The organism is Paenibacillus sp. 1SOY10 (assembly GCF_056836745.1).
This window is the reverse complement of the sequence record NZ_JBXENK010000002.1, coordinates 849,201-868,854: the sequence shown is the minus strand read 5'-3', so window position 1 is coordinate 868,854 and position 19,654 is coordinate 849,201. Positions and strand designations below refer to the sequence as shown.

The 19,654-nt window shown below is 51.4% G+C and carries 21 protein-coding genes and 2 riboswitches; of the genes, 8 read left to right on the top strand and 13 right to left on the bottom strand.

Annotated elements, in window-relative coordinates; translation table 11 throughout:
* The 8 genes from AC1VOR_RS09950 to lepB all read right to left on the bottom strand — a co-directional run bounded on the left by AC1VOR_RS09950 (window position 1) and on the right by lepB (window position 6,064).
* Complete coding sequence (locus tag AC1VOR_RS09950) at window positions 1–777, bottom strand: DUF4311 domain-containing protein (RefSeq protein WP_482617699.1); 777 nt, start codon at window positions 775–777, stop codon at window positions 1–3.
* 39 nt (window positions 778–816) lie between these two features.
* Window positions 817–1,155, bottom strand: coding sequence for a DUF4312 family protein (locus AC1VOR_RS09945; RefSeq protein ID WP_482617457.1), 339 nt, complete (start codon window positions 1,153–1,155; stop codon window positions 817–819).
* 7 nt (window positions 1,156–1,162) lie between these two features.
* Window positions 1,163–1,528, bottom strand: coding sequence for an SFCGS family glycine-rich protein (locus AC1VOR_RS09940; protein WP_482617456.1), 366 nt, complete (start codon window positions 1,526–1,528; stop codon window positions 1,163–1,165).
* Window positions 1,529–1,559: 31 nt separating this feature from the next.
* Window positions 1,560–1,919, bottom strand: a complete 360-nt coding sequence (locus AC1VOR_RS09935) for a PRD domain-containing protein (RefSeq protein ID WP_482617455.1) — start codon at window positions 1,917–1,919, stop codon at window positions 1,560–1,562.
* Window positions 1,910–3,043 carry an amidohydrolase/deacetylase family metallohydrolase gene (locus AC1VOR_RS09930; protein ID WP_482617454.1) on the bottom strand — a complete coding sequence of 378 codons (1,134 nt, stop codon included), beginning with the start codon at window positions 3,041–3,043 and terminating at the stop codon, window positions 1,910–1,912. Before AC1VOR_RS09930 ends, AC1VOR_RS09935 begins: the two co-directional genes overlap by 10 nt.
* Before the next feature lie 20 nt (window positions 3,044–3,063).
* Window positions 3,064–4,971, bottom strand: a complete 1,908-nt coding sequence (locus tag AC1VOR_RS09925; protein ID WP_482617453.1) for a BglG family transcription antiterminator — start codon at window positions 4,969–4,971, stop codon at window positions 3,064–3,066.
* A 27-nt stretch (window positions 4,972–4,998) separates the two neighbouring features.
* Window positions 4,999–5,256, bottom strand: a complete 258-nt coding sequence (locus AC1VOR_RS09920; RefSeq protein WP_482617452.1) for an HPr family phosphocarrier protein — start codon at window positions 5,254–5,256, stop codon at window positions 4,999–5,001.
* A gap of 247 nt (window positions 5,257–5,503) precedes the next feature.
* A complete protein-coding gene (gene lepB, locus AC1VOR_RS09915; protein ID WP_482617451.1) occupies window positions 5,504–6,064 on the bottom strand; it encodes a signal peptidase I in 561 nt (186 codons plus the stop codon).
* A gap of 165 nt (window positions 6,065–6,229) precedes the next feature.
* Here lepB and AC1VOR_RS09910 point away from each other — a divergent pair, with 165 nt between their 5' ends.
* Window positions 6,230–7,153, top strand: coding sequence for a LysR family transcriptional regulator (locus AC1VOR_RS09910; RefSeq protein ID WP_482617450.1), 924 nt, complete (start codon window positions 6,230–6,232; stop codon window positions 7,151–7,153).
* Here AC1VOR_RS09910 and AC1VOR_RS09905 read toward each other — a convergent pair.
* Window positions 7,141–7,959, bottom strand: a complete 819-nt coding sequence (locus tag AC1VOR_RS09905; protein WP_482617449.1) for a carbon-nitrogen family hydrolase — start codon at window positions 7,957–7,959, stop codon at window positions 7,141–7,143. The genes AC1VOR_RS09910 and AC1VOR_RS09905 overlap by 13 nt on opposite strands.
* A 461-nt stretch (window positions 7,960–8,420) precedes the next feature.
* Here AC1VOR_RS09905 and proB point away from each other — a divergent pair, with 461 nt between their 5' ends.
* The 4 genes from proB to AC1VOR_RS09885 are packed head-to-tail and all read left to right on the top strand — an operon-like array spanning window position 8,421 to window position 12,399.
* Window positions 8,421–9,527, top strand: coding sequence for a glutamate 5-kinase (gene proB, locus AC1VOR_RS09900; protein WP_482617448.1), 1,107 nt, complete (start codon window positions 8,421–8,423; stop codon window positions 9,525–9,527).
* Between the two features lie 22 nt (window positions 9,528–9,549).
* Entirely contained in the window at window positions 9,550–10,797 is a 1,248-nt protein-coding gene (locus AC1VOR_RS09895) for a glutamate-5-semialdehyde dehydrogenase (RefSeq protein WP_482617447.1), read from the top strand.
* 51 nt (window positions 10,798–10,848) lie between these two features.
* Window positions 10,849–11,709 carry a pyrroline-5-carboxylate reductase gene (gene proC / locus AC1VOR_RS09890; protein ID WP_482617446.1) on the top strand — a complete coding sequence of 287 codons (861 nt, stop codon included), beginning with the start codon at window positions 10,849–10,851 and terminating at the stop codon, window positions 11,707–11,709.
* Between the two features lie 36 nt (window positions 11,710–11,745).
* Window positions 11,746–12,399, top strand: a complete 654-nt coding sequence (locus AC1VOR_RS09885) for a class II aldolase/adducin family protein (protein ID WP_482617445.1) — start codon at window positions 11,746–11,748, stop codon at window positions 12,397–12,399.
* 92 nt (window positions 12,400–12,491) lie between these two features.
* Here the strand turns inward: AC1VOR_RS09885 and gcvH are convergent, their stop codons facing one another.
* Complete coding sequence (gcvH, locus tag AC1VOR_RS09880) at window positions 12,492–12,887, bottom strand: glycine cleavage system protein GcvH (protein ID WP_059052618.1); 396 nt, start codon at window positions 12,885–12,887, stop codon at window positions 12,492–12,494.
* A 204-nt stretch (window positions 12,888–13,091) separates the two neighbouring features.
* Window positions 13,092–13,307 (bottom strand): hypothetical protein, encoded by a 216-nt coding sequence (locus tag AC1VOR_RS09875; RefSeq protein WP_482617444.1) that lies wholly within the window; start codon window positions 13,305–13,307, stop codon window positions 13,092–13,094.
* Between the two features lie 341 nt (window positions 13,308–13,648).
* A riboswitch (glycine riboswitch) is annotated at window positions 13,649–13,753 on the top strand.
* A 3-nt stretch (window positions 13,754–13,756) separates the two neighbouring features.
* Window positions 13,757–13,877, top strand: a riboswitch (glycine riboswitch).
* A 108-nt stretch (window positions 13,878–13,985) separates the two neighbouring features.
* On the opposite strand from AC1VOR_RS09875, the gene gcvT reads away from it, so the two are divergent.
* From gcvT to gcvPB, 3 genes are read left to right on the top strand one after another with little or no spacing between them, the layout of a single operon-like run.
* The gene (gene gcvT / locus AC1VOR_RS09870) at window positions 13,986–15,113 is read left to right on the top strand and encodes a glycine cleavage system aminomethyltransferase GcvT (protein WP_482617698.1); all 1,128 of its coding nucleotides are present in this window, start codon (window positions 13,986–13,988) and stop codon (window positions 15,111–15,113) included.
* A 25-nt stretch (window positions 15,114–15,138) separates the two neighbouring features.
* Window positions 15,139–16,503: an aminomethyl-transferring glycine dehydrogenase subunit GcvPA gene (gene gcvPA / locus AC1VOR_RS09865; RefSeq protein WP_482617443.1), complete on the top strand. Its 1,365-nt coding sequence runs from the start codon at window positions 15,139–15,141 to the stop codon at window positions 16,501–16,503.
* Window positions 16,491–18,014 (top strand): aminomethyl-transferring glycine dehydrogenase subunit GcvPB, encoded by a 1,524-nt coding sequence (gcvPB, locus tag AC1VOR_RS09860; protein ID WP_482617442.1) that lies wholly within the window; start codon window positions 16,491–16,493, stop codon window positions 18,012–18,014. The genes gcvPA and gcvPB overlap by 13 nt, the downstream gene beginning before the upstream one ends.
* A 66-nt stretch (window positions 18,015–18,080) precedes the next feature.
* Here gcvPB and AC1VOR_RS09855 read toward each other — a convergent pair whose 3' ends face one another.
* Both AC1VOR_RS09855 and AC1VOR_RS09850 read right to left on the bottom strand, forming a co-directional pair.
* Window positions 18,081–18,917, bottom strand: coding sequence for an undecaprenyl-diphosphate phosphatase (locus AC1VOR_RS09855; protein ID WP_482617441.1), 837 nt, complete (start codon window positions 18,915–18,917; stop codon window positions 18,081–18,083).
* 20 nt (window positions 18,918–18,937) lie between these two features.
* Window positions 18,938–19,582, bottom strand: coding sequence for a DedA family protein (locus tag AC1VOR_RS09850; RefSeq protein WP_482617440.1), 645 nt, complete (start codon window positions 19,580–19,582; stop codon window positions 18,938–18,940).
* Window positions 19,583–19,654 lie beyond the last annotated feature (72 nt).

The window sequence follows — 19,654 nt, the reverse complement described above, 5'->3', positions numbered from 1 at the left end:
TTATTCCACCACCGTTCCAAAGAATGCATGTAGATCAATCAATCCTTGAGGAATATCAATATTTAAGCTGTGCAACAAAGCTACGTCGAAAGCCCTGAAGAAGCCACTAAAGATGAAGAGCAGTACAACGGCGACTGTAATTGACTTGGTGACTTTATTCCAGCCACTATCATCAAGGCCTTTACCAATAAGAATCCCTAGGACCAGCCCTGGCACCGCATTGCCCATGACCAGATGGGCACAGCCACCCAAAATCGTGGCCCATATCCCTGTCCGCTTGCCCGCGTCCATGGCCGCCGTCCAGAAGACCAGCGGCATGATCGGATTCAATAGCCAGTTGGCTGCCGGCACAATAACACCACTTGCCACCGTTTGCAACCCGGCCGGAATCGAGGATGCCGTAAAGTTCAGGAACGTCACGACGACAGCGCCGACAGCAGCTCCGGCAAACGCCATTTTTTTAGGATTATGCATGGTGTCTTCAACTTTACGATTGCGAATCATTAGCACAGCGGCTGACCAGTGAGGTACAATTCGGTGATCCACATCGCCCGTCAGCGCACCGGCCCCAACAACAGATGCCCAGGCGTTGAACAGAAAGCCGAGACCAAAGGAGAAGTGAGCGACGGGATCATCTTCGCAGGCGTTCAGTTCCCCGAGGCTGCGAAACGCCCCCAGACCCTGGACGGTCGGGGCATGGAACATTCGCGCTGCACCCGCACTGACACCAAAGCCTACCAGCAAACCAATAATGATGGATTCAAAAATGATAACTATACCGTTCAAGTGAGTCCCTCCCAATCTTTAAGTAGCTAATCAACGCAAGCGAAGCGCATGCTGGGCTAGAGACAGCTTCTCTTTCCGTTCTTCGTACGGAATATCAGATAGCTTCACATAACGCAGACTTACCGTTACGTTCATTCGAATATCACAACAGGTTCTTGTGCGTGGGAACAGAAATCCGAGAAACCGCTCCTTGTAGGTCAATTCAGTGGCAGAAAGAACCTCTACGTCTTGTGGGACAATTTGAAGAATGATCTCCGGCAACTGCTTGGTTACTTCCACCTTCACCTGGCTTAAGGCGCGCTGGAAAGCTCCTGCCCTACTCTCTGCGCTTCCGCTTACGGTAACGATCATTTCCTGTTCTCGATACACGATGTGGTCACCCCCTGTTTTGCTTGATATATGCTTCCGTCAGACTCTTGCCCAGTTCTTCAATATCGAGAAACCCGAAGCCAATTGCTTTCTTGCCTTCCCGGATAGCCGTCACACCGCTCTCTACGGAACGAAGGCCGTAAACCATCGGGTATTTATATTTGTTGTTGGCATTGATAGCGCCCGCACCACCACTGCCGCAGAAAGAAATGCCGAAGTCAGCCTGCTCGGCGTTCATCACGTCCCCCAGCTTCATATCCGCGCCAACACCAGGAATCAGAATAGCGATTCCGCCCGCAGCTTCCACGCCTTTGGCTACGTTTTGCCCTTTGCCTAATCTATGACCAATCACAACTTTGACCTTCTCTTCCATATTTTCCACGCTCCTGCTCTTAGGATTTGGTTTAGGTTTTAGCTGCTTCAAAATGCACTGTCAGATAAAAAATTTCAGCATCATCCAATGTTCTATTCTCTGGTAGTTGATAACTTGCTAGCACCTGTCTGCTCACTTCAACAAGCTCTTTGCTGACCTCATCGAACATGCCTTCTTCCAGTTCCGGTAAGTAGCTGTCACTGCGTACCCGGCGAACAAAAGCGGTCAGGTGAACGCCCATCGCGAGAGCCCTCTCGAAGGACAGCATGACTCCCTTCTCTGTTGCCAACTGCTGCGCCAGCCGAAGTAAATCAGTGATTTCGCCAACTTCCTCCGGTCTGATTGCATCCTGCCGCTTCATTTCCTCCAAGGCTTGTTCCGTTATTTGCATATTACAATCGCTCCGTCTTTGACCGTATAACAAGCCTTTAACACTTGCTGCCCGGTTAATATTTGCCCATCTGCATCCACAAGCTCCACCGACTCGTTCACGAGCCGTAACAGCGTAATATCGGCGGGCGTTCCTTCCTTTAGTGTTCCGATCCGGTCGGCCTGCTTAAGCACCTTGGCCGGAGCCAGCGTCGACATCTCTACTACCTGCTCCAGTGAATAGCCAACCGCCAGGAGCTTTGACATCGTTAAAGTCTGGCTATATACCGGGCCGTTACGCCAGTTGTCCACATAAATATCTGTGCTAATCGAGTTCGGGTTAACTCCAAGCTGGCGGGCTTGCTCCATGACCCGAAAGCTAAAGCTGGCGCTACCGTGGCCAATATCCAGCAATACACCCCGATTCAGCGCGGCTCTCGCTGCCGGAATCAACTCTCCAGCCTCCGAAAGAAGGCCTCCTGGCTTGCCGTGAAAAGCATGCGTAACCACATCGTCCGCTTCGAGTAAATCCAGCACCTCATCCAGTTGAGGGGGTGCGTTACCGATATGCACCATCACCGGGACCTGCGCTTCGCGAGCTGCCACCTTGGCAATCCTTAGCGGTTCAACACCACTATTCCTGACTACCGAACCGCTCATTCTGGCCTTGATTCCCACGATAACCTGCGGGAACTCGCGAATTCGTTCAACTGTACGATCAATATGCAGTGTGGTGATATCTTTAAGCTCCGACTTGCTACCTTCCAAGCCCAGGCTTGAAATATTTAGCCACGCCTTGACGTCTGTCTTGTTCTTCTTCACACTTTCCGCCATGAAGTGATGAAAATTCTGTTCGCCTGAACTGCCCGCATCCACCACCGTCGTCACACCCTGTTGCACGCCGACAATATCTGCTTGCGCGCCCATGCCTTCAACCGATTCGAAGACGTGGGCATGCAAATCGATCAAACCGGGAACCACGTAGCACCCCGTCGCGTCTAGTTCATTTCCACCTGCACCGACAAGACTTCCCGGTTCACTGAATTCTGCAATCTTTCCGTTCGACACAGCAATATCGCAAATACCGCGGCGCCCGGTCAAAGGGTCTATGACCTGCCCTCCGCGAATGATTAAATCCGGCTGCATCTCTCTGCCTCCCTGCTGCTTCACTCCAAATAGCGGAGTATCGCCTGAATTTCACTACTGTTAATCTGGATATGCTCCTCTTCCAGGATCTCCCGAAGCGCTTCTTCGGACAAAGAACGAAACTCCTGCTCAGCCGAAGTCGTATCAGTTTGGCGATATTCCGTGCCGAATGCGATCCGATTCATCATATACAGCAGATGAAGCGTTAACCCATCAACTCGCTCCGGCGAGAGGCGATCTCCAAACCGATCTATAATTCGCTTGCCGAGCATGTAGCCTTTGAAAATAATATTCTGGAAACGGTAGGCCAGCGAAGAGGGGCTGCCTCCTGTCAGAGAAGTCTCCGCGTGGTCTGCCCCTCGCGGTACCCCTCCCGTATCTTCAATCCGTTTTAACTCCGCCCGTATAGCCTGAAAGTCCGGCTTGCCCGGAATTACATTTACCACCACAACCGGCACGTTTAGTACGACAGGAACACTGGCGGAGAGCGGGAATACACTGATGGTCAGATCGTAACGGGCCTGATCCAGCACCTTCTGAAGCTCCATAATAGAGCACACTGCAGCGACATGGATCATCGGTATCTCTTTTTCAATAAGGGTCTTGAGTAGCGTGGAGGTCCCCATACCTGTGCCGCAAACCACGATTGCCCGATACTTGGGAAGCTCATCTCTACGTTCGTAGGCTGTCTGAAACAGCAGGGCTAACGAAGCAACATGCGAATCATTCAGCACAAGAGCGTATGCGTTGAAGGCAATCCGCCCCGCTTCCTGCACATGCTCAAACATCGCCCTGTAAGAACGCAGCACTTCCTGCAGTAATGGATGCGGTTCAACGACCCCATAGCTGTGCTTATTCAATATCTCGGCAACGCGGGCTAGCAGGGAATTGAACAGTTGCATGTCTTCTGCGAAAGATACCCCCGTACGCTCTCCGACTTCATAGAGCAACGCTCGCACTATCGCAAAGGTATCCGACGAGTCGAAGCCGCTGCTAGGCACACTACTCGTCCCAGGGTCGATCGCCATCGTTGCCTGTAGTGAAACATAACGGACGGCTTCGTCGGTCATCTGGAACCCCCATTTTTCCGAAGCATCGGACAATACCTCACGGAAAATGGTGTATCCCTTCATCCCTTCGATCATTCTTCCGGCTTCCGGGTCTTCCGGCAGCAATTGCAACTCGTACTCGCAACGCTGGACGACGATGCACATCCGGATAAAAACGGACACGATAACACGATCTGACAGGAGCACCCCAAGTCGTCGCTCCATCTCTTCGACCACACAACCCAACGCTTGAAATAACCGCTCTCCACCTTGAATGCCGAGCCAGAATCGCTCCAAAATAGTGCTGTAATGGGGCGGTGCCTGCCTCCGAGCTACACCCTGCACGATTTCAAACAAATCGCTGCCGTCCACTGAATCCTGGACAACGCTCTCTAGTGCCATTCGCCGGTGCTTCTCCTCGCCGACGATCTTCAGCCCTAACCTGGAGCGTTCGATAGACAGTTCCCATCGGTTCAAAAATTCCTCAGTTAGCAGCAGATCGGACTGCGTGGTGCTGCGAGTGACCTGATTACGCTTCATCAAATCTCCGATCGTGATATGTGAAGGACTCATAATCAAGTCCAGAATGATGCAACGGACCCGCTCCCATTGATTCATAAATACCTGACCGGCGGCGTTCTCTAACTTGGCCAGCAATTGCGCCCGTTCTTCATCCTCACAGTCAATCCAGATCCCCACGCTTGGCTTGGACTGCACCTCAATATTCTCTTCACGCAGCCACAACCGAACGGACTCCAAATCATATTTGATCATCCGCTCACTGACCTGAAACTCATCGGCGCAGTGCTTGATACGCAGCGGATATTGCACCTGCAAAATCTTTTTGAGAAGAGCTCGTGATCTCATGGATAGCGTCATCCTGCGTCTCTCCTTTTTGACGGTACATTAGTCCAGGAACGATTCCAGAAGGCCTCCGATTTCGCGTAAAGCCTCTTCTTCCTGGCTGCCTTCCGTTTTTAACAACACTCGGTCCCCAGGTTGGAGTTCCAGGGTCAGAATGCTAACTATACTCTTTGCATTCACCTCTCTCCCATCTTTTGTAAGCGTAATCATACAAGGGTAAGCTTTGGCCTTCTTCATGATTTCTCCAGAAGGTCTTGAGTGAATTCCCTGTGGGTTGGAAATAACAAATTCTTTCTGCATAAAGCTCCTCCGTGTCTCATCATATTTCATTCTCTCTGTTCTGTCGTTTCAAGCATGTCAGGAAAATATACATCGACTGCTGTCAATAATCACAAAATAACTTAGATCCCAGCTCCTGAATAGATCCAAACTGTTTCACCTTCTATGAGGCAATAGAGTTTTAAACGCAAAAAAAAGCCGTCCGCTTATCAGAACAAAGTCTGATGCGAACAGCTTTTACTTAAGCTGAGACTAAATCGGTTTCCAATTAGAAAGAGTCAACTCCCATAACATGATCGAGCGGCACCGGACCAATGCTGCGACTATCATTGCTGTTGTTCCGGTTATCTCCCATCACAAACACGTGCTGATCAGGAATTTCCCAGATTTGCGGGGCTGCACCGGTGTCCATCGCTTCTTTGATGTAAGCTTCCTCAAGCTGTTCACCGTTGCGATATACCTGTCCATCCTTCACCTCAATGGTATCCCCCGGCAAACCGATGACTCGCTTCACATAGAAAACATCGTGATCTTTGCCAGACATCCAGGTAATAATGGGGTGTTCCTTAACATCATCCAGGAAGGTGCGATCTCGCTCCACCCGACTATCAATAATGACGATGTCGCCAAATTTGGGTGCCTTCTCTAGCACGTGGGCGAACTTCCAGGCATAAATCCGCTGTTTGTCACTGAGGGTGGGCTCCATTGAATGCCCGTCTACTTTATAAGGTTGGATAATAAAAATACCGATAATCATGCTAAGCACAAAGCCGAGTACAATGGATATGCCCCAGCCGCCAATTTCTTTCCACCATCTGTTCTTGTTCAAACCTACGTCCTCCAAGCCTTTGTTGTTTGATCTTATTATACCGGGTATTGAGGCGACAAGACAAATCCCTCTGATTTCCCCTATTAAATATGTTATGCTTATAGGTATATACTATAAGTGAGTGTTCAAAAGTCATCTTTGGATAAAAATAAAGGGGTTATTGCCATGGAATTACGCCAGCTTCAATATACTTTGCAAATTGCCGAAGAGAAGAATTTCTCCCGGGCAGCAGACAAGCTGCATATCGCCCAGCCTTCGCTCAGCCAACAACTCTCCAAGCTGGAGCAGGAGCTTGGGGTCAAGCTGTTTCAGCGCAATACAAGCACTGTAGAATTGACCTATGCCGGATCTAGCTTCATTGAGCACGCGCAGAGAATTATGGATGCCGTTGCCGAACTGCGTCAGGAGATGGATGATATCTCCCAATTACGCGCCGGACGCGTTGTCATCGGGAGTATGCCAATCACGGGCTCTCATCTGCTACCCTATGTGCTGCCCGCCTTCAAGCAGAACTACCCGGATATCCGCGTAACCCTGCTGGAAGATACCTCACTTAATCTGGAGAAGCTTACCGCCGGCGGAAGCACGGACCTGAGCCTCTTGTCCTTGCCGTTACAGGAACCAACGCTCTCCTACGTCCCCATTGGCGAAGAGATTATCGATTTGGCTGTACCGCCGGATCACCGGCTAACAAACATCCCCGGCATTCGGGAACAAGGCGTCCCGCTGGAGGAATTAAGAGACGAAGCATTCATCGTACTCAAAAAAGGCCAGGGCTTCCGCAAACTTACCGTCGATCTGTGTCGTAGCGCCGGATTTGAGCCAAATGTAGTATTTGAGAGCAATAATATGGAGACGGTGCAGTCCCTAGTGGCCGCAGGTATGGGGATTACCCTCGTCCCGCGCTTTATCGCTCGGGCGAAGCGTAGTGAACTGATACCGGCTTATCTTCCACTAACCCAGCCTGTTCCGAGCCGTACCCTCGTCATTGCGTACCGCAAGGGACGGTATTTATCCAAGGCCGCCGAAGCATTCATCGATACTTTCAAAGCCACGATGGAACAGCGCGAATCGCTCTATAATTCGTAAGTTGCCGGACAGCGGTCAGTAAAAACAGGAATACTGCTGCGCACCTGCTCCACCAGCGACAGATCGATAACCCCGCGAACGACCGTTTCGCCCTCCCCACCTTCCGCAACGATTTCACCCCAGGGATCAATAATGAGGGAGTGCCCGAAGAAATCATTCTGGCCACTTCGGCCAGTGCGGTTGCAAGCGATGACGTACATCTGATTCTCAATAGCCCGGGCCATCAGCAGCGTACGCCAATGATTCAACCGGGGATGAGGCCACTCGGCCGGGACGAACAGTACCTTCGCTCCCTTCAAGGCCAAGGTGCGTGCAAGCTCCGGGAAGCGGATATCGTAACAAATGGCCGCTCCAGCAAGCGTGCCGTCCATTTCGAAGATCACATTCTCCTCACCTGGCTGCAGATGCTTCTCCTCCTCCATTAAACGGAACAGATGGATTTTGGAATAGCGACCGATGTTTTCACCCAAGCGGTTGAAGACATACATCGTATTGTACATGCGTTCTCCCCGACGCTCGGCAATGGACCCACCCACGATATGAACACTATGGCGGCGGGCAAATGCTGATAGCCAGGCTCGGCTATCCCGCCCGTCAGGATCAGCCAATTGCTCCAGATTAGCCAGGGCATATCCTGTGTTCCACATCTCCGGCAGAACAAGGACATCCGGCTTCTCCGAAGCCGACATCGCAAGCTTCATCGCTTGCTCCAGACGTTCCCTGTTAAGCTCTGGCTGACCAAGGGCAATATCGCTTTGAATTAGCGCAATCTGCCAATTCATGATTTGCTTCGCTTCGTTCCTCATCTTTTCCCGTCCCTTCGCTATGGGCTTTGCTATCATCATAGGTGGATCAAACAGCTTCCGCAAGCTATCCGTATACCAAGATGGGACTAACTTCTTTGTGTCTTTCCTTTGCAATGGCGCCGAACGCGTGGTATTCTAGCATTAATTAATTTCGTTTATATGAGTCCAAACGCAAAGACGGGACCAGTAAGAAAGATAGCAGCGCAAAGAGAGTAAATTCCACCGGCTGAGAGAATTTACAGGCTTGCCCTTTCCGAACCCTACCCCCGAGCGGCCGGCTTCCAGGCCGGACAGCGCCCCTGTTAACGGGTATTCGAGTCGGATGAGAACCTCATCAATTAAGGTGGTACCGCGGAAGTCATACTTTCGTCCTTTGCATGCAAAGGCGGAAGTTTTTTTGTTTTTCGCGAACAACCTCCAAAGGACAGACATCATCTAACCAAGTTGTAGGAGTGATTACCATGCTGCGTCGCATTGTTGTCAAAATTGGAAGCAGTTCACTGACTTCATCGGAAGGAGCGTTGAACCGAAACGCCGTGGCTTATTTTGCCGCTGAGCTCGCCAAGCTGATACAAAGCGGCTATCAACCGTTGCTCGTATCCTCGGGAGCCGTTGCTGCCGGCTTCCGCGAGATCGGTTACCCCGAACGTCCGAAGTTGTTGCATGAGAAGCAGGCCGCAGCCGCCGTCGGGCAAGCCCTTCTGATGCAGACCTATCGGGAAGAACTTGCAAAACACGGTATATCCGGGGCACAGGTACTGCTCACCCGAGCCGATTTTCAAAACCGGAAACGGACCGGCAACGCCAGCATGGCTATTGAAGAGCTGTTGCAGCGAAATGTGCTACCCATCATTAATGAGAACGATACCGTCTCCCTTGATGAACTGAAATTCGGAGACAACGATACCCTCTCCGCACTCGTCGCCAACTTGATTCGGGCCGATCAACTTTTGATCCTTACGGATATGGCTGGCTTGTACACCGGTGATCCCCGCAAAGACCCTACGGCAACACGGATTAGTCATGTTCCTGAAATTACGGGCGAAATCTATGCCATTGCGGGAGGGGCAGGCTCATCGGTGGGCACTGGTGGCATGCGTTCCAAAATCGATGCGGCCAAAATCGCCTCGATCGGTGGCATTCCCATCTTCGTTGGTAGAATGGCCAAGGAAGGTGACTTGCTTGCTGCCGTGCTTGGCAACGGAGAAGGAACCTACTTTGAAGCGCACGGAGCTGCCATTCCACGGAAGAAACAATGGCTGGGCTTCTTCTCTATCCCGATTGGCACGTTAACTATTGACGCCGGAGCGGAGGAAGCCATGATCCATGGGGGATGTAGCTTGCTGCCGGTAGGAGTAAAGGCTGCCCAAGGGCATTTCCAAACAGGCGACGTCGTTGAGGTGGTGAATCTGGAGGGTGAGGTACTGGGACGAGGAATCGTGAATTATGATACGGAGCAGCTTCTTGGTATCCTGGGACTGCCCAGTGCAGAAGTGGTCAAGAAGATGGAAGTCGTTCACCGCCTGGAGGTTATTCACCGGGATGAATGGATTTCATTGAAAGCCTGAATACATTAGAGGAGGTTATATCATGAGCGAAGTGAGACAAAAAGCAATATTGGCCAAAGGGGCCGTCGCGGAACTGAATAGATTAACAACAGCGCAAAAAAACGAAGCGTTGCTGGCAGCAGCCGAAGGCTTGGTGAATGGAACGGCTGCCATCATCGAAGCAAACGCCGAGGATCTTCAGCGCGGCAAAGAACAAGGCACCTCGGCTTCCATGTTGGATCGGTTGACATTGACCCCGGACCGAATTGCAGGCATTGCCGAAGGCTTGCGGCAAATCGTCGCCTTACCCGACCCTGTGGGCGACATATTGGAAACGCTGGATCGGCCAAGCGGTCTACACATCGTGAAGCGCCGCGTACCACTTGGCGTCATTGGAATCATATATGAGGCCCGGCCTAACGTTACCGTCGACGCTATGGGACTATGTCTGAAGACAGGCAATGCCGTTGTTCTTCGTGGCGGCTCCTCCGCCCTCTCCTCCAACCGTAAAATCGTGGAGATTATCCATCAGGCGCTGGCTGCAACTGCGCTTCCACCGGCTGCGGTGCAACTCATCGAGGACCCAAATCGTTCTTCCGTCGACGAGATGCTTAAGCTGAACGGCTTGCTGGATGTGATCATTCCACGGGGTGGCAGTTCCTTGATTCAGAATGTCGTGCAGAACGCTACGGTTCCTGTCATTGAGACAGGCGCTGGCATTTGCCACACATATCTTGATGCCACCGCCCAAGTGGACATGGCCACGGCTATCGCCCTGAATGCCAAGGTACAGCGGCCCTCCGTCTGCAATGCGATGGAGACTTTGCTTGTCCATGAAGCCTTTGCCAAGCAGCATTTAGCGGATTTGGCGGAACGCTTCAAGGAGGCCGCCGTTGAACTCAGAGGGTGTGAAGAGACCCTACGTCTGGTTCCTTGGGCTGTTCCCGCTACAGAGCAGGATTATGCGACAGAATATAATGACTATATCCTGAACGTCAAGATTGTTGGCAACCTGGAAGAGGCGCTGGAGCATATCTCAAGGTATGGCACCAAGCACTCGGAATGCATCGTGACAGAGGATCATGCTCTAGCCGAGCGATTCCAGCAGGAGATCGATGCTGCAGCCGTATACCATAATGCCTCCACTCGCTTTACCGATGGCTTTGAATTTGGCTTTGGGGCCGAAATCGGCATCAGCACGCAAAAGCTTCATGCCCGGGGTCCTATGGGGTTAAACGCTTTGACTTCAAGCAAGTACATCATTCAGGGGAACGGCCAGATCCGGCAATAATGCCCGGACCGCCCCTCTGTTCATATCTTACACCCGGGAGGTTATCCATCGATGAATTCCAATGAACCTCTAGCTTCTGCTTCAATCTGCTTCTATGGAGCGGGCTCCATGGCCGAGGCTATAGTACGCGGGCTCCTGCATAAGCAAGTGGCCCAAGCTGACCGTATTATCATGCTGAACCGTTCCAATCAAGAACGGCTAGCTTTCTTATCCGAGCAATACGGCGTTGTAACCCCGCAAGATGAAGAAAGCAAGCAGCAACAATTACGACAAGCCTCCATTATCGTGCTGGCCATGAAGCCGAAGGATGCAGGCGAGGCGTTAAGCGCTCTTGGACCGCTACTCCACCAGGACCAACTGGTCGTCTCCTTGATTGCCGGCTTGTCCATCTCCACGATGCAAGCTTTGCTGGGCAGCAAGGTGGCCATTGCTCGCACCATGCCCAATACGTCCAGTTCTATTGGTTATGGGGCAACAGGAATCTCCTTCTCGCCAGAAGCAACAGCCGTACACCGGGCCCAAACGCTTTCCATGTTTGAAGCCGTAGGCATCGTCAGCGTCATTCCCGAGCAGCAAATGGAAATTTTGACTGGCGTATCCGGTAGTGGACCAGCATATGTTTATTATATGATGGAAGCCATGATTGCCGCCGGGGTGGAAGGTGGCCTCTCGCCGGAACAAGCCCGCGAATTGACCGTGCAGACCGTGCTTGGCGCTGCATTGATGATGCAGGAGACCGGCGAAGAGCCCACGAAGCTTCGTGCGGATATCACTTCTCCGAATGGCTCCACACAAGCTGCTATCGGCGTACTTACCTCAGGCGGCTTCCAGACGAGTGTCAAAGCAGCCGTACACCGGGCTGCCGAGCGTTCCCTGGAAATGGGAGAAGCCGTGAAGCAGGCATTGCTATAAGCTGCCTATCACAGCAATGAGGGGAGGAGGGGACGGATGGAGTTCGAAGCCATAATGCTGGAAGAGAAGCTACAGGCTCTAAGAAATCTGGAGGACGCCAGGGAGCAATTAATGGCTTGCGGTCAGCTTCCGGCGGCTAGCGGAAGCCTGTCTGTTCGGGTTGGAGATTACAAGCCGGACGAGTTCTATTTCGCGGTTACGGCCCAGCAAGATATCCGGGAAGAAGCCAGTTGGCCCTCCCGGGGACAATTTCTATTTGCCGATTCCACCGGCTCTCCCTGCCAATCAACCCGTCTGCTTCCCAGCGATGATATATCACTTCATGCGAAGCTGTACCGCATGACGGGCTGTCAAGCAATTATCCATGCCCATAGCGTGTTCAGCAGCGTCATGAGTAATTATTACGGGGATAATGGCTACCTCCATGCTCAGGGCTTCGAGTTGATTCAGCAGCTTGGGATATGGGAGGAAGCGGCTGAAATCCGCATACCAATCTTGTCCAACCATAGCTCCCTTCCTGCTACAAAACAGCTCCCGCAAGTGGTAGATACCCGTATTCAGGTCTTGTTGTTGCGAGGTGGCGGTATATATGTTTGGGGAGATACCATTCAACAAGCCAAATTGCGGCTTGAAGCCATGGAATTTATTTGTGAGGTACTGTATCGCTCCCTGCTGCTACCTGCCAAATAAAGTGCAAGCCAAACAAGAGGTTCGTCTCAGGGTGCTGATTACCCGAGAAGCGAACCTCTTGTTGGTTGTATGGGCAAATCGGACCTAATTGATTATCTGTCCACAAATGCCGCATACGCTTTGGCATCCATCAATCTGGACAAGGCGATGTTCGGGTCCTCCTTCAGCCGGATATGCACCATCCATCCCCCATCATAAGGCTCCTCATTGACAAGCTCCGGTGCACTTTCCAGCTCCCCATTGATTTCAAGGACTGTTCCGCTAACCGGGGTGAACAAATCAGCCACCGTCTTGACAGATTCAATCGTTCCAATAACATCATCGGCCTCGATTTCTTGTCCCAGGTCCGGTAGTTCCACAAACACAATATCGCCCAGGCGATGCTGAGCCACATCCGAAATTCCGATCTTTACGGTGCCATCCCCTAGGTCCAACACCCATTCATGTTCGTCACTGTACGCTACCTGTTCCCTGATCTCATTAGCCAAGCAATTTCCTCCTCTACCGACTGGTCTCCTCCACCCTATGCCTATTTTACGTTCAGATTATGACAAACCCGGGCTTCGTGTCAAGAATATTAACACAATTTTAAGAGGTTGGCGTCCATATAAGATCAAATTAGGGATAACAAACTATTTTTCGTAAATTTACGACATATTTCTTAACATCCAATTCTATTTTTCGACAATTCTTTATTGTCGCTTTTCTTTTTCACTGCGCTCCCGGTTCCTTAGCGTAAGCAATACCTCATACGCCTCCTCCGGGCTTTGCATGGCCTTCTCCGCCTCTTGCGGCGTTACTTCAATAGTGCGATAACGAACGAACAAGCCTCCATCATCGTAACTAAGCAAGTAACGTCCGTTTTTCTTGGTAATGAGAATGCCGTATTTGGAAAATAACACACTCATATAAACTCCCCCATCCGTTTCTCGCGATGCGCTTTTATTTTTTGCAACAGCATGGCGGTCTGCGTATTAAATGATTGGGCTGGAATCTCCCAAATAGAATATACCCTTTTGCTTCACCTTCTGAATCGGCTTTTCCCAAAGCTCAATAGCTTCATAACAGATAACTCTCTATTTGCCTATGAAGCAACCCAACACTACGTTATTAAAATTGACACAATATAAGTTTCAAACTATGAAGAAAACGTTTCACTTGTAAATAAGAGATATTTTTTGATTTTTGTGATAAGTTTCTTGACATCAATAAGGAATTTAAGTATTAATGAGATGTATATACGTCGCGGTTGAAGGCAGAAGGAGAGATTACATGCAGCAGTGCATTGTAACGCCGAAGGAGCAAACCGTCATACGACGGTGAATCTCTCAGGCAAAAGGACTTCTGCCGGACGCATCTCTGGAGAGAATTCGCACAGGACGTTGGTTAAGAGCGAATCACCCAAGGGGTAACCTGTAAGCAGACCCGTTTTTTACGTGAGTCTGGAGCAGGGTAACTCTCAGGTACAAGGGACAGAGCCGAGAAAGACCGTCATGCTTCAGGCATGCGGAATTTCTTTGCCTGTCCTTTTTGCGTTGCAAGGTAATGACCGAAAATACGGCCTGCTGGCCCATGAGGTGATGAAAATGACTGAAGCCCAATTGCTGCGAACCCCGTTGTTTCCCCGCTATGCCCGTTACGAGGGGGTCAGATGCATCGATTTTGGCGGCTGGGAGCTTCCGGTGCAATTTAGCGGTATTCAAAAAGAACATGAAGCCGTGCGTGAGCGCGCAGGCCTGTTCGATGTTTCGCATATGGGGGAATTTTACGTCGAGGGTCCTGAAGCTGAAGGCTTCTTGCAGCAGTTGACGACCAACGATGTAAGCTTGCTTAAGCCGGGCAAAGCGCAATATACCTTCCTTTGTTACCCGAACGGTGGTGTGGTGGATGATTTGTTGATTTATAAGCTGGAGCAGGACCGGTACATGCTGGTCGTTAACGCCTCCAACATCGATAAGGACTGGGAATGGCTGGTGCAGCATGTTCCCCATGAAGGGGTGGCTCTCCATAACGCATCGGCCGACACCGCCTTGCTGGCCTTGCAGGGCCCCCTGGCGAAGTCCATACTGACTCCCCTATGCGAGGAAGTACAGCCTGGTTCCTTGCGGCCCTTCACCTTTGTCTCTGATGCTCTCGTGGATGGCATCCCCGCCCTATTATCGCGTACCGGATATACCGGCGAAGATGGCTTCGAGCTATATGTAGCTGCGGAGGATGCCCCGGCCCTCTGGGATGCGCTGATGAAAGCGGGCGAACCTGCAGGGCTGCTTCCCGCGGGGCTTGGTGCAAGAGACACGCTTCGCTTTGAGGCGGGCTTACCGCTTTACGGCCAGGAGCTGAGCGCAAGTATCTCTCCGCTCGAAGCCGGGCTGGTTCGCTTTATTAAGTGGAATTGTGGAGACTTTATCGGCCGCGAAGCCTTGATCAGACAACGGGAGGAAGGAGTTCCCCGAAGTTTGGTTGGCTTAGAGATGATAGAGCGCGGAATTCCAAGAGCCCATTACCCGGTTCATGCTGCCGGAACAGAAGCCGCGATTGGAGAAGTCACGACGGGGACACAATCTCCTACCTTAAGAGCCAACCTTGGCTTGGCCCTGATCCACCACTCTTACGCCGATATCGGTCAACTTGTTGAAGTAGAGATACGTGGACGACGGCTGCAAGCCAAAATTATCCCCCTGCCCTTTTATCAAAGAAACCGTGTTACTAAATAGTGCTGAAAGGAGTTGCTTTGAACTTATGCCTAAACATCGTTATCTGCCATTAACCGAGCAGGATCGCAGCGAGATGCTCCGCACCATCGGAATTGATTCCGTACAGACCTTATTCGCAGATATTCCGGAGTCAATCCGCTTTCAGGGAGAACTCCCCATATCCTCCCGTTTGGATGAGTATTCGCTGACCCGGCATATGGCTGCCCTGGCGGACCGCAATGCTGATAGTGACCGTTACGCCAGCTTTCTGGGTGCGGGAATTTACGACCACCATATCCCTTCTGTTATTCAGCATGTGGTCTCCCGTTCCGAATTCTATACCGCCTATACTCCCTATCAGCCGGAGATCAGTCAGGGCGAATTGCAGGCCATCTTTGAATTTCAATCGTATATCTGTGAGCTCACCGGACTCAAAGTCGCCAACGCCAGTATGTACGACGGGGCGACAGCACTGGCCGAGGCCGGATCGCTAGCCGCTACAGCTACCAAACGCAAGCAGTTAATTGTAGCCCGCACTGTGCATCCTGAAGCTCGCGAGGTGCTAGCAACCTACGCCCGTGGCCTCGGCCTGGACATTGTTGAGATCGGCTGGCGTAACGGAGTAATCGATCAAGAGGCCCTGGCTTCCGCCATCTCTGGCGATACCGCCGCGGTACTGGTACAGCACCCGAATTTCTTTGGCGCTCTGGAGGATATCCAGACGATCGGTCAATGGGTCCATGAGCATGGTGGCCTGCTGGTCGTCAGTAGCAATCCGCTCTCCCTTGGTCTGCTGGAAGCTCCCGGCAAACTAGGCGCCGATATCGTTGTAGGCGATGCACAGCCCTTGGGTATTGCTCCCTCCTTTGGCGGCCCAACCTGTGGATTCTTTGCCGTAGCGGAGCCGTATATGCGCCGCATCCCTGGACGAATCGTCGGCCAGACGACCGACCGGAATGGCAAGCGTGGCTTTGTACTGACACTACAAGCCCGCGAGCAACATATCCGCCGCGAGAAGGCTACCTCCAATATTTGCTCAAATCAGGCTCTGCTTGCATTGGCAGCCTCGGTATATTTGTCAGTCATGGGCAAGCAAGGTATGCATGATGTGGCGGAACTGAACTTGCAGAAGAGCCATTATGCCAAAACCCGTCTCACCTCTATACCGGGGGTGGACTTAGCCTTTCAAACTGCAACTTTCAACGAGTTCGTCATCCGGCTGCCTGAAGGAGTCAATCCCAAGCTACTTCAACGTAAGCTGCTTGAGGAAGGCTTCATTGGGGGCTATGATCTGGACCGCAGCTACCCTGAACTACCAAATCACGTTCTGATTGCCGTCACTGAAAAACGCAGCAAAGCGGAAATTGACCAATTTGCCAAGGTTATGGAGGAATGGATATGCTCAATATGAGAGAGAACCATTCGGAAGAAAGGCTGATTTTTGAACACAGCCGTTCCGGGCGGATCGGTTATTCCTTACCCCCTTGCGATGTTCCCGCCATGCCCAAGGAGAATCTGATACCAGAGGGTATGCTACGCCAGGAAGGTTTGGCTTTTCCCGAAGTCTATGAGGTAGACGTCATCCGGCACTACACGGCCCTCTCCCGTCGCAATTTTGGCGTGGATAACGGATTTTATCCTCTTGGCTCCTGCACCATGAAGTACAACCCCAAAGTCAACGAGGATGTAGCCCGTTATGCCGGCTTTGCCAAGATTCATCCCTATCAACCGGAAGAAAGTGTGCAGGGCGCTCTGGAACTGATGTATACCCTGCAACAGGACCTGGCCGGAATTACCGGCATGGATGCCATGACCTTGCAACCCGCCGCTGGTGCCCACGGTGAATGGACCGGATTGATGATGATACGTGCCTTTCATGAAAGCCGTGGTCAGCAGCAACGGTCCAAGGTTATCGTGCCTGATTCCTCTCATGGCACCAACCCGGCAAGCGCTGCTGTAGCTGGATTTCAAACGGTAACCATCCCTTCTACAGCCAATGGAATGGTTGATTTGGAAGCCCTACGGGCTGCCGCCGGCGATGATACCGCTGCACTCATGCTCACCAACCCGAATACGCTTGGTTTATTCGAGGAGCATATTATAGAGATTGCCGATATTGTGCACCAAGCCGGAGGATTATTATATTATGATGGTGCCAATTCCAATGCTATTATGGGTATTACGCGCCCTGGGGATATGGGCTTTGATGTGGTGCATCTCAATTTGCATAAGACCATGAGCACTCCGCATGGTGGTGGCGGACCTGGTGCAGGACCGGTTGGCGTGAAGCAATGGCTGATCCCCTTCCTGCCAGAGCCTTTGGTTGTCAAGGACGATCAAGGGCATTATGCTATCTCTGGGATCCGGGCGGAGAATCACAGCGCTGAAGGAGCAGGCAATACCTTATCTACGCACTCCATCGGTCGGGTGAAAGCCTTCTATGGCAACTTTGGCATTCTGGTCCGTGCCTATGCCTACATTCGCAGCTTTGGTCCGGATGGACTGCGTCAGGTATCGGAGGATGCCGTACTGAACGCCAACTATATGATGAAACGGCTGGCGCCGTATTATGACATGCCCTATCCCGAGCAACATTGCAAGCATGAATTCGTTATGTCAGGCAGCAGTCTCACGCCCTACGGCGTGCGGACCCTCGATGTCGCCAAGCGCTTGCTGGACTTCGGTTACCACCCGCCAACCATCTACTTTCCACTGAATGTAGAGGAATGCATCATGATTGAACCGACAGAAACGGAAAGTAAGGAGACACTGGATGGCTTTATCGAGGTCATGATTGCAATTGCCCAAGAGGCCAAGACGGCCCCCGAGATGTTGCACAATGCTCCACATACAACGCCAGTGACCCGCCTGGACGAAACCGGGGCCGCACGCAAGCCCGTACTGAACTGTACCTGCGGATAGTGTTATGGATAAATAAAGGCCCTCCCCGTCATCATGCACGAGGAGGGCCTTAGCCATAGCTGAAACTTAGAAGTAAATAACCCAGATCAGGATGGCAAGCACAATGCGGTAAATCGCAAAGGGCAACAGCTTGATTCGATCAATCAGCTTCAGGAAGAAGCGGATTGACAATAGCGCGAACACAAAGGCGCTAATAAAACCGAAAATAAAAAACGGCAGAACCTCCGGCGTAAAATATTGTAGGTTCTTCATTAATGATAATGCACTGGCTCCGGCCATAATTGGCACTGCCATAATAAAGGTGAAGTCTGCCGCCGCCCGATAGCTTAAACCAAGCAGCACCCCGCCTGAAATCGTCGAGCCGGAGCGGGAAAATCCAGGCCAGATGGATATACACTGGAACAGTCCAATCATTAAGGCCTGCTTGTACGTTATTTGATCCACAGTCTCCGTATGTATACGCTTCGGTCTAAACCGGTCTGCGGCAATCATCAGCAGTGCGCCGACCACCAGACCGATCAGCACCGTCGATGTAGAGAATAAATGCTCGTCGATGAAATCCTCGAATAGTAAACCAAGAATTCCGGCCGGAATCAGGCCGACAATAACCTGCATCAGCTTAAGCCGGGGCCCCTCGGATGGACGGCTTCCAGGCATAAATCGCGATAGGCCCAGCAAGTCGATAAATCGATTGCGAAATACGACCAGCACCGCCAAAATGGAGCCAAGTTGTATAACTACTTTAAACGTATTGGCTACATATTTAGATGCCAGCAGTTGCTCGGTTTGCAACCACATATCATCAACAATAATCATATGCCCTGTGGAAGAGACAGGAGCAAATTCCGTCAGTCCTTCGACCAGACCCAATATGATAGCCTTCATTATTTCCCAAAAACTCATTGTACCTGCATCTCCCTTGCCTATCCCTGATTTTCCTGGCTGCTATTTTGCTGGGCGATGGTATTCCTGCGTTTGCGCAACCATAACAGTAGCAGGCATATTCCGCCGATGGCAATGACAATATAGGCAAAGGTGGAATAGACGTCCATGAAGTCAACGATTTGTTCCCAGGAGCCTCCAACAGCCGCTCCAACCCACACGAGCGCAATATTCCAGATCAGCGTACCCATAGTAGTAAACAGCAGGAACAAGCCTAATTTCATTTTCGCCATCCCAGCAGGCACCGAGATCAGACTCCGAATCAAAGGAACCATACGGCAGAATAGCACCGTCCAATACCCGTAGCGTTCAAACCACCGGTCTGCCCGGCGAATATCTTCCTTCTTCAGTCGCAAGAATCGTCCATAGCGATCAATCCAGCCCTCTAGCCGGTCTACATTGACCAAATAACCAACACCGTACAGAATCACGGCACCCAGCACCGAACCTAATGTCGAAGCGATAATTACGCCCGGTATCGTCAGATTAGTGTAGGTGGTCATGAAGCCTCCGAATGTCAGAATCACCTCCGATGGAATCGGGGGGAACACATTCTCCAGTGCAATGAGCAGAAAAACGCCAAAATAGCCAAACTGCTCCATAAATTCCGTGATCCAGTTATTCATGGTGTACCTCCCATGGGATTTAGCAAAAAGCAGTCTATTTTGCAGTTACTGATCACCTGCAACGATTAACAT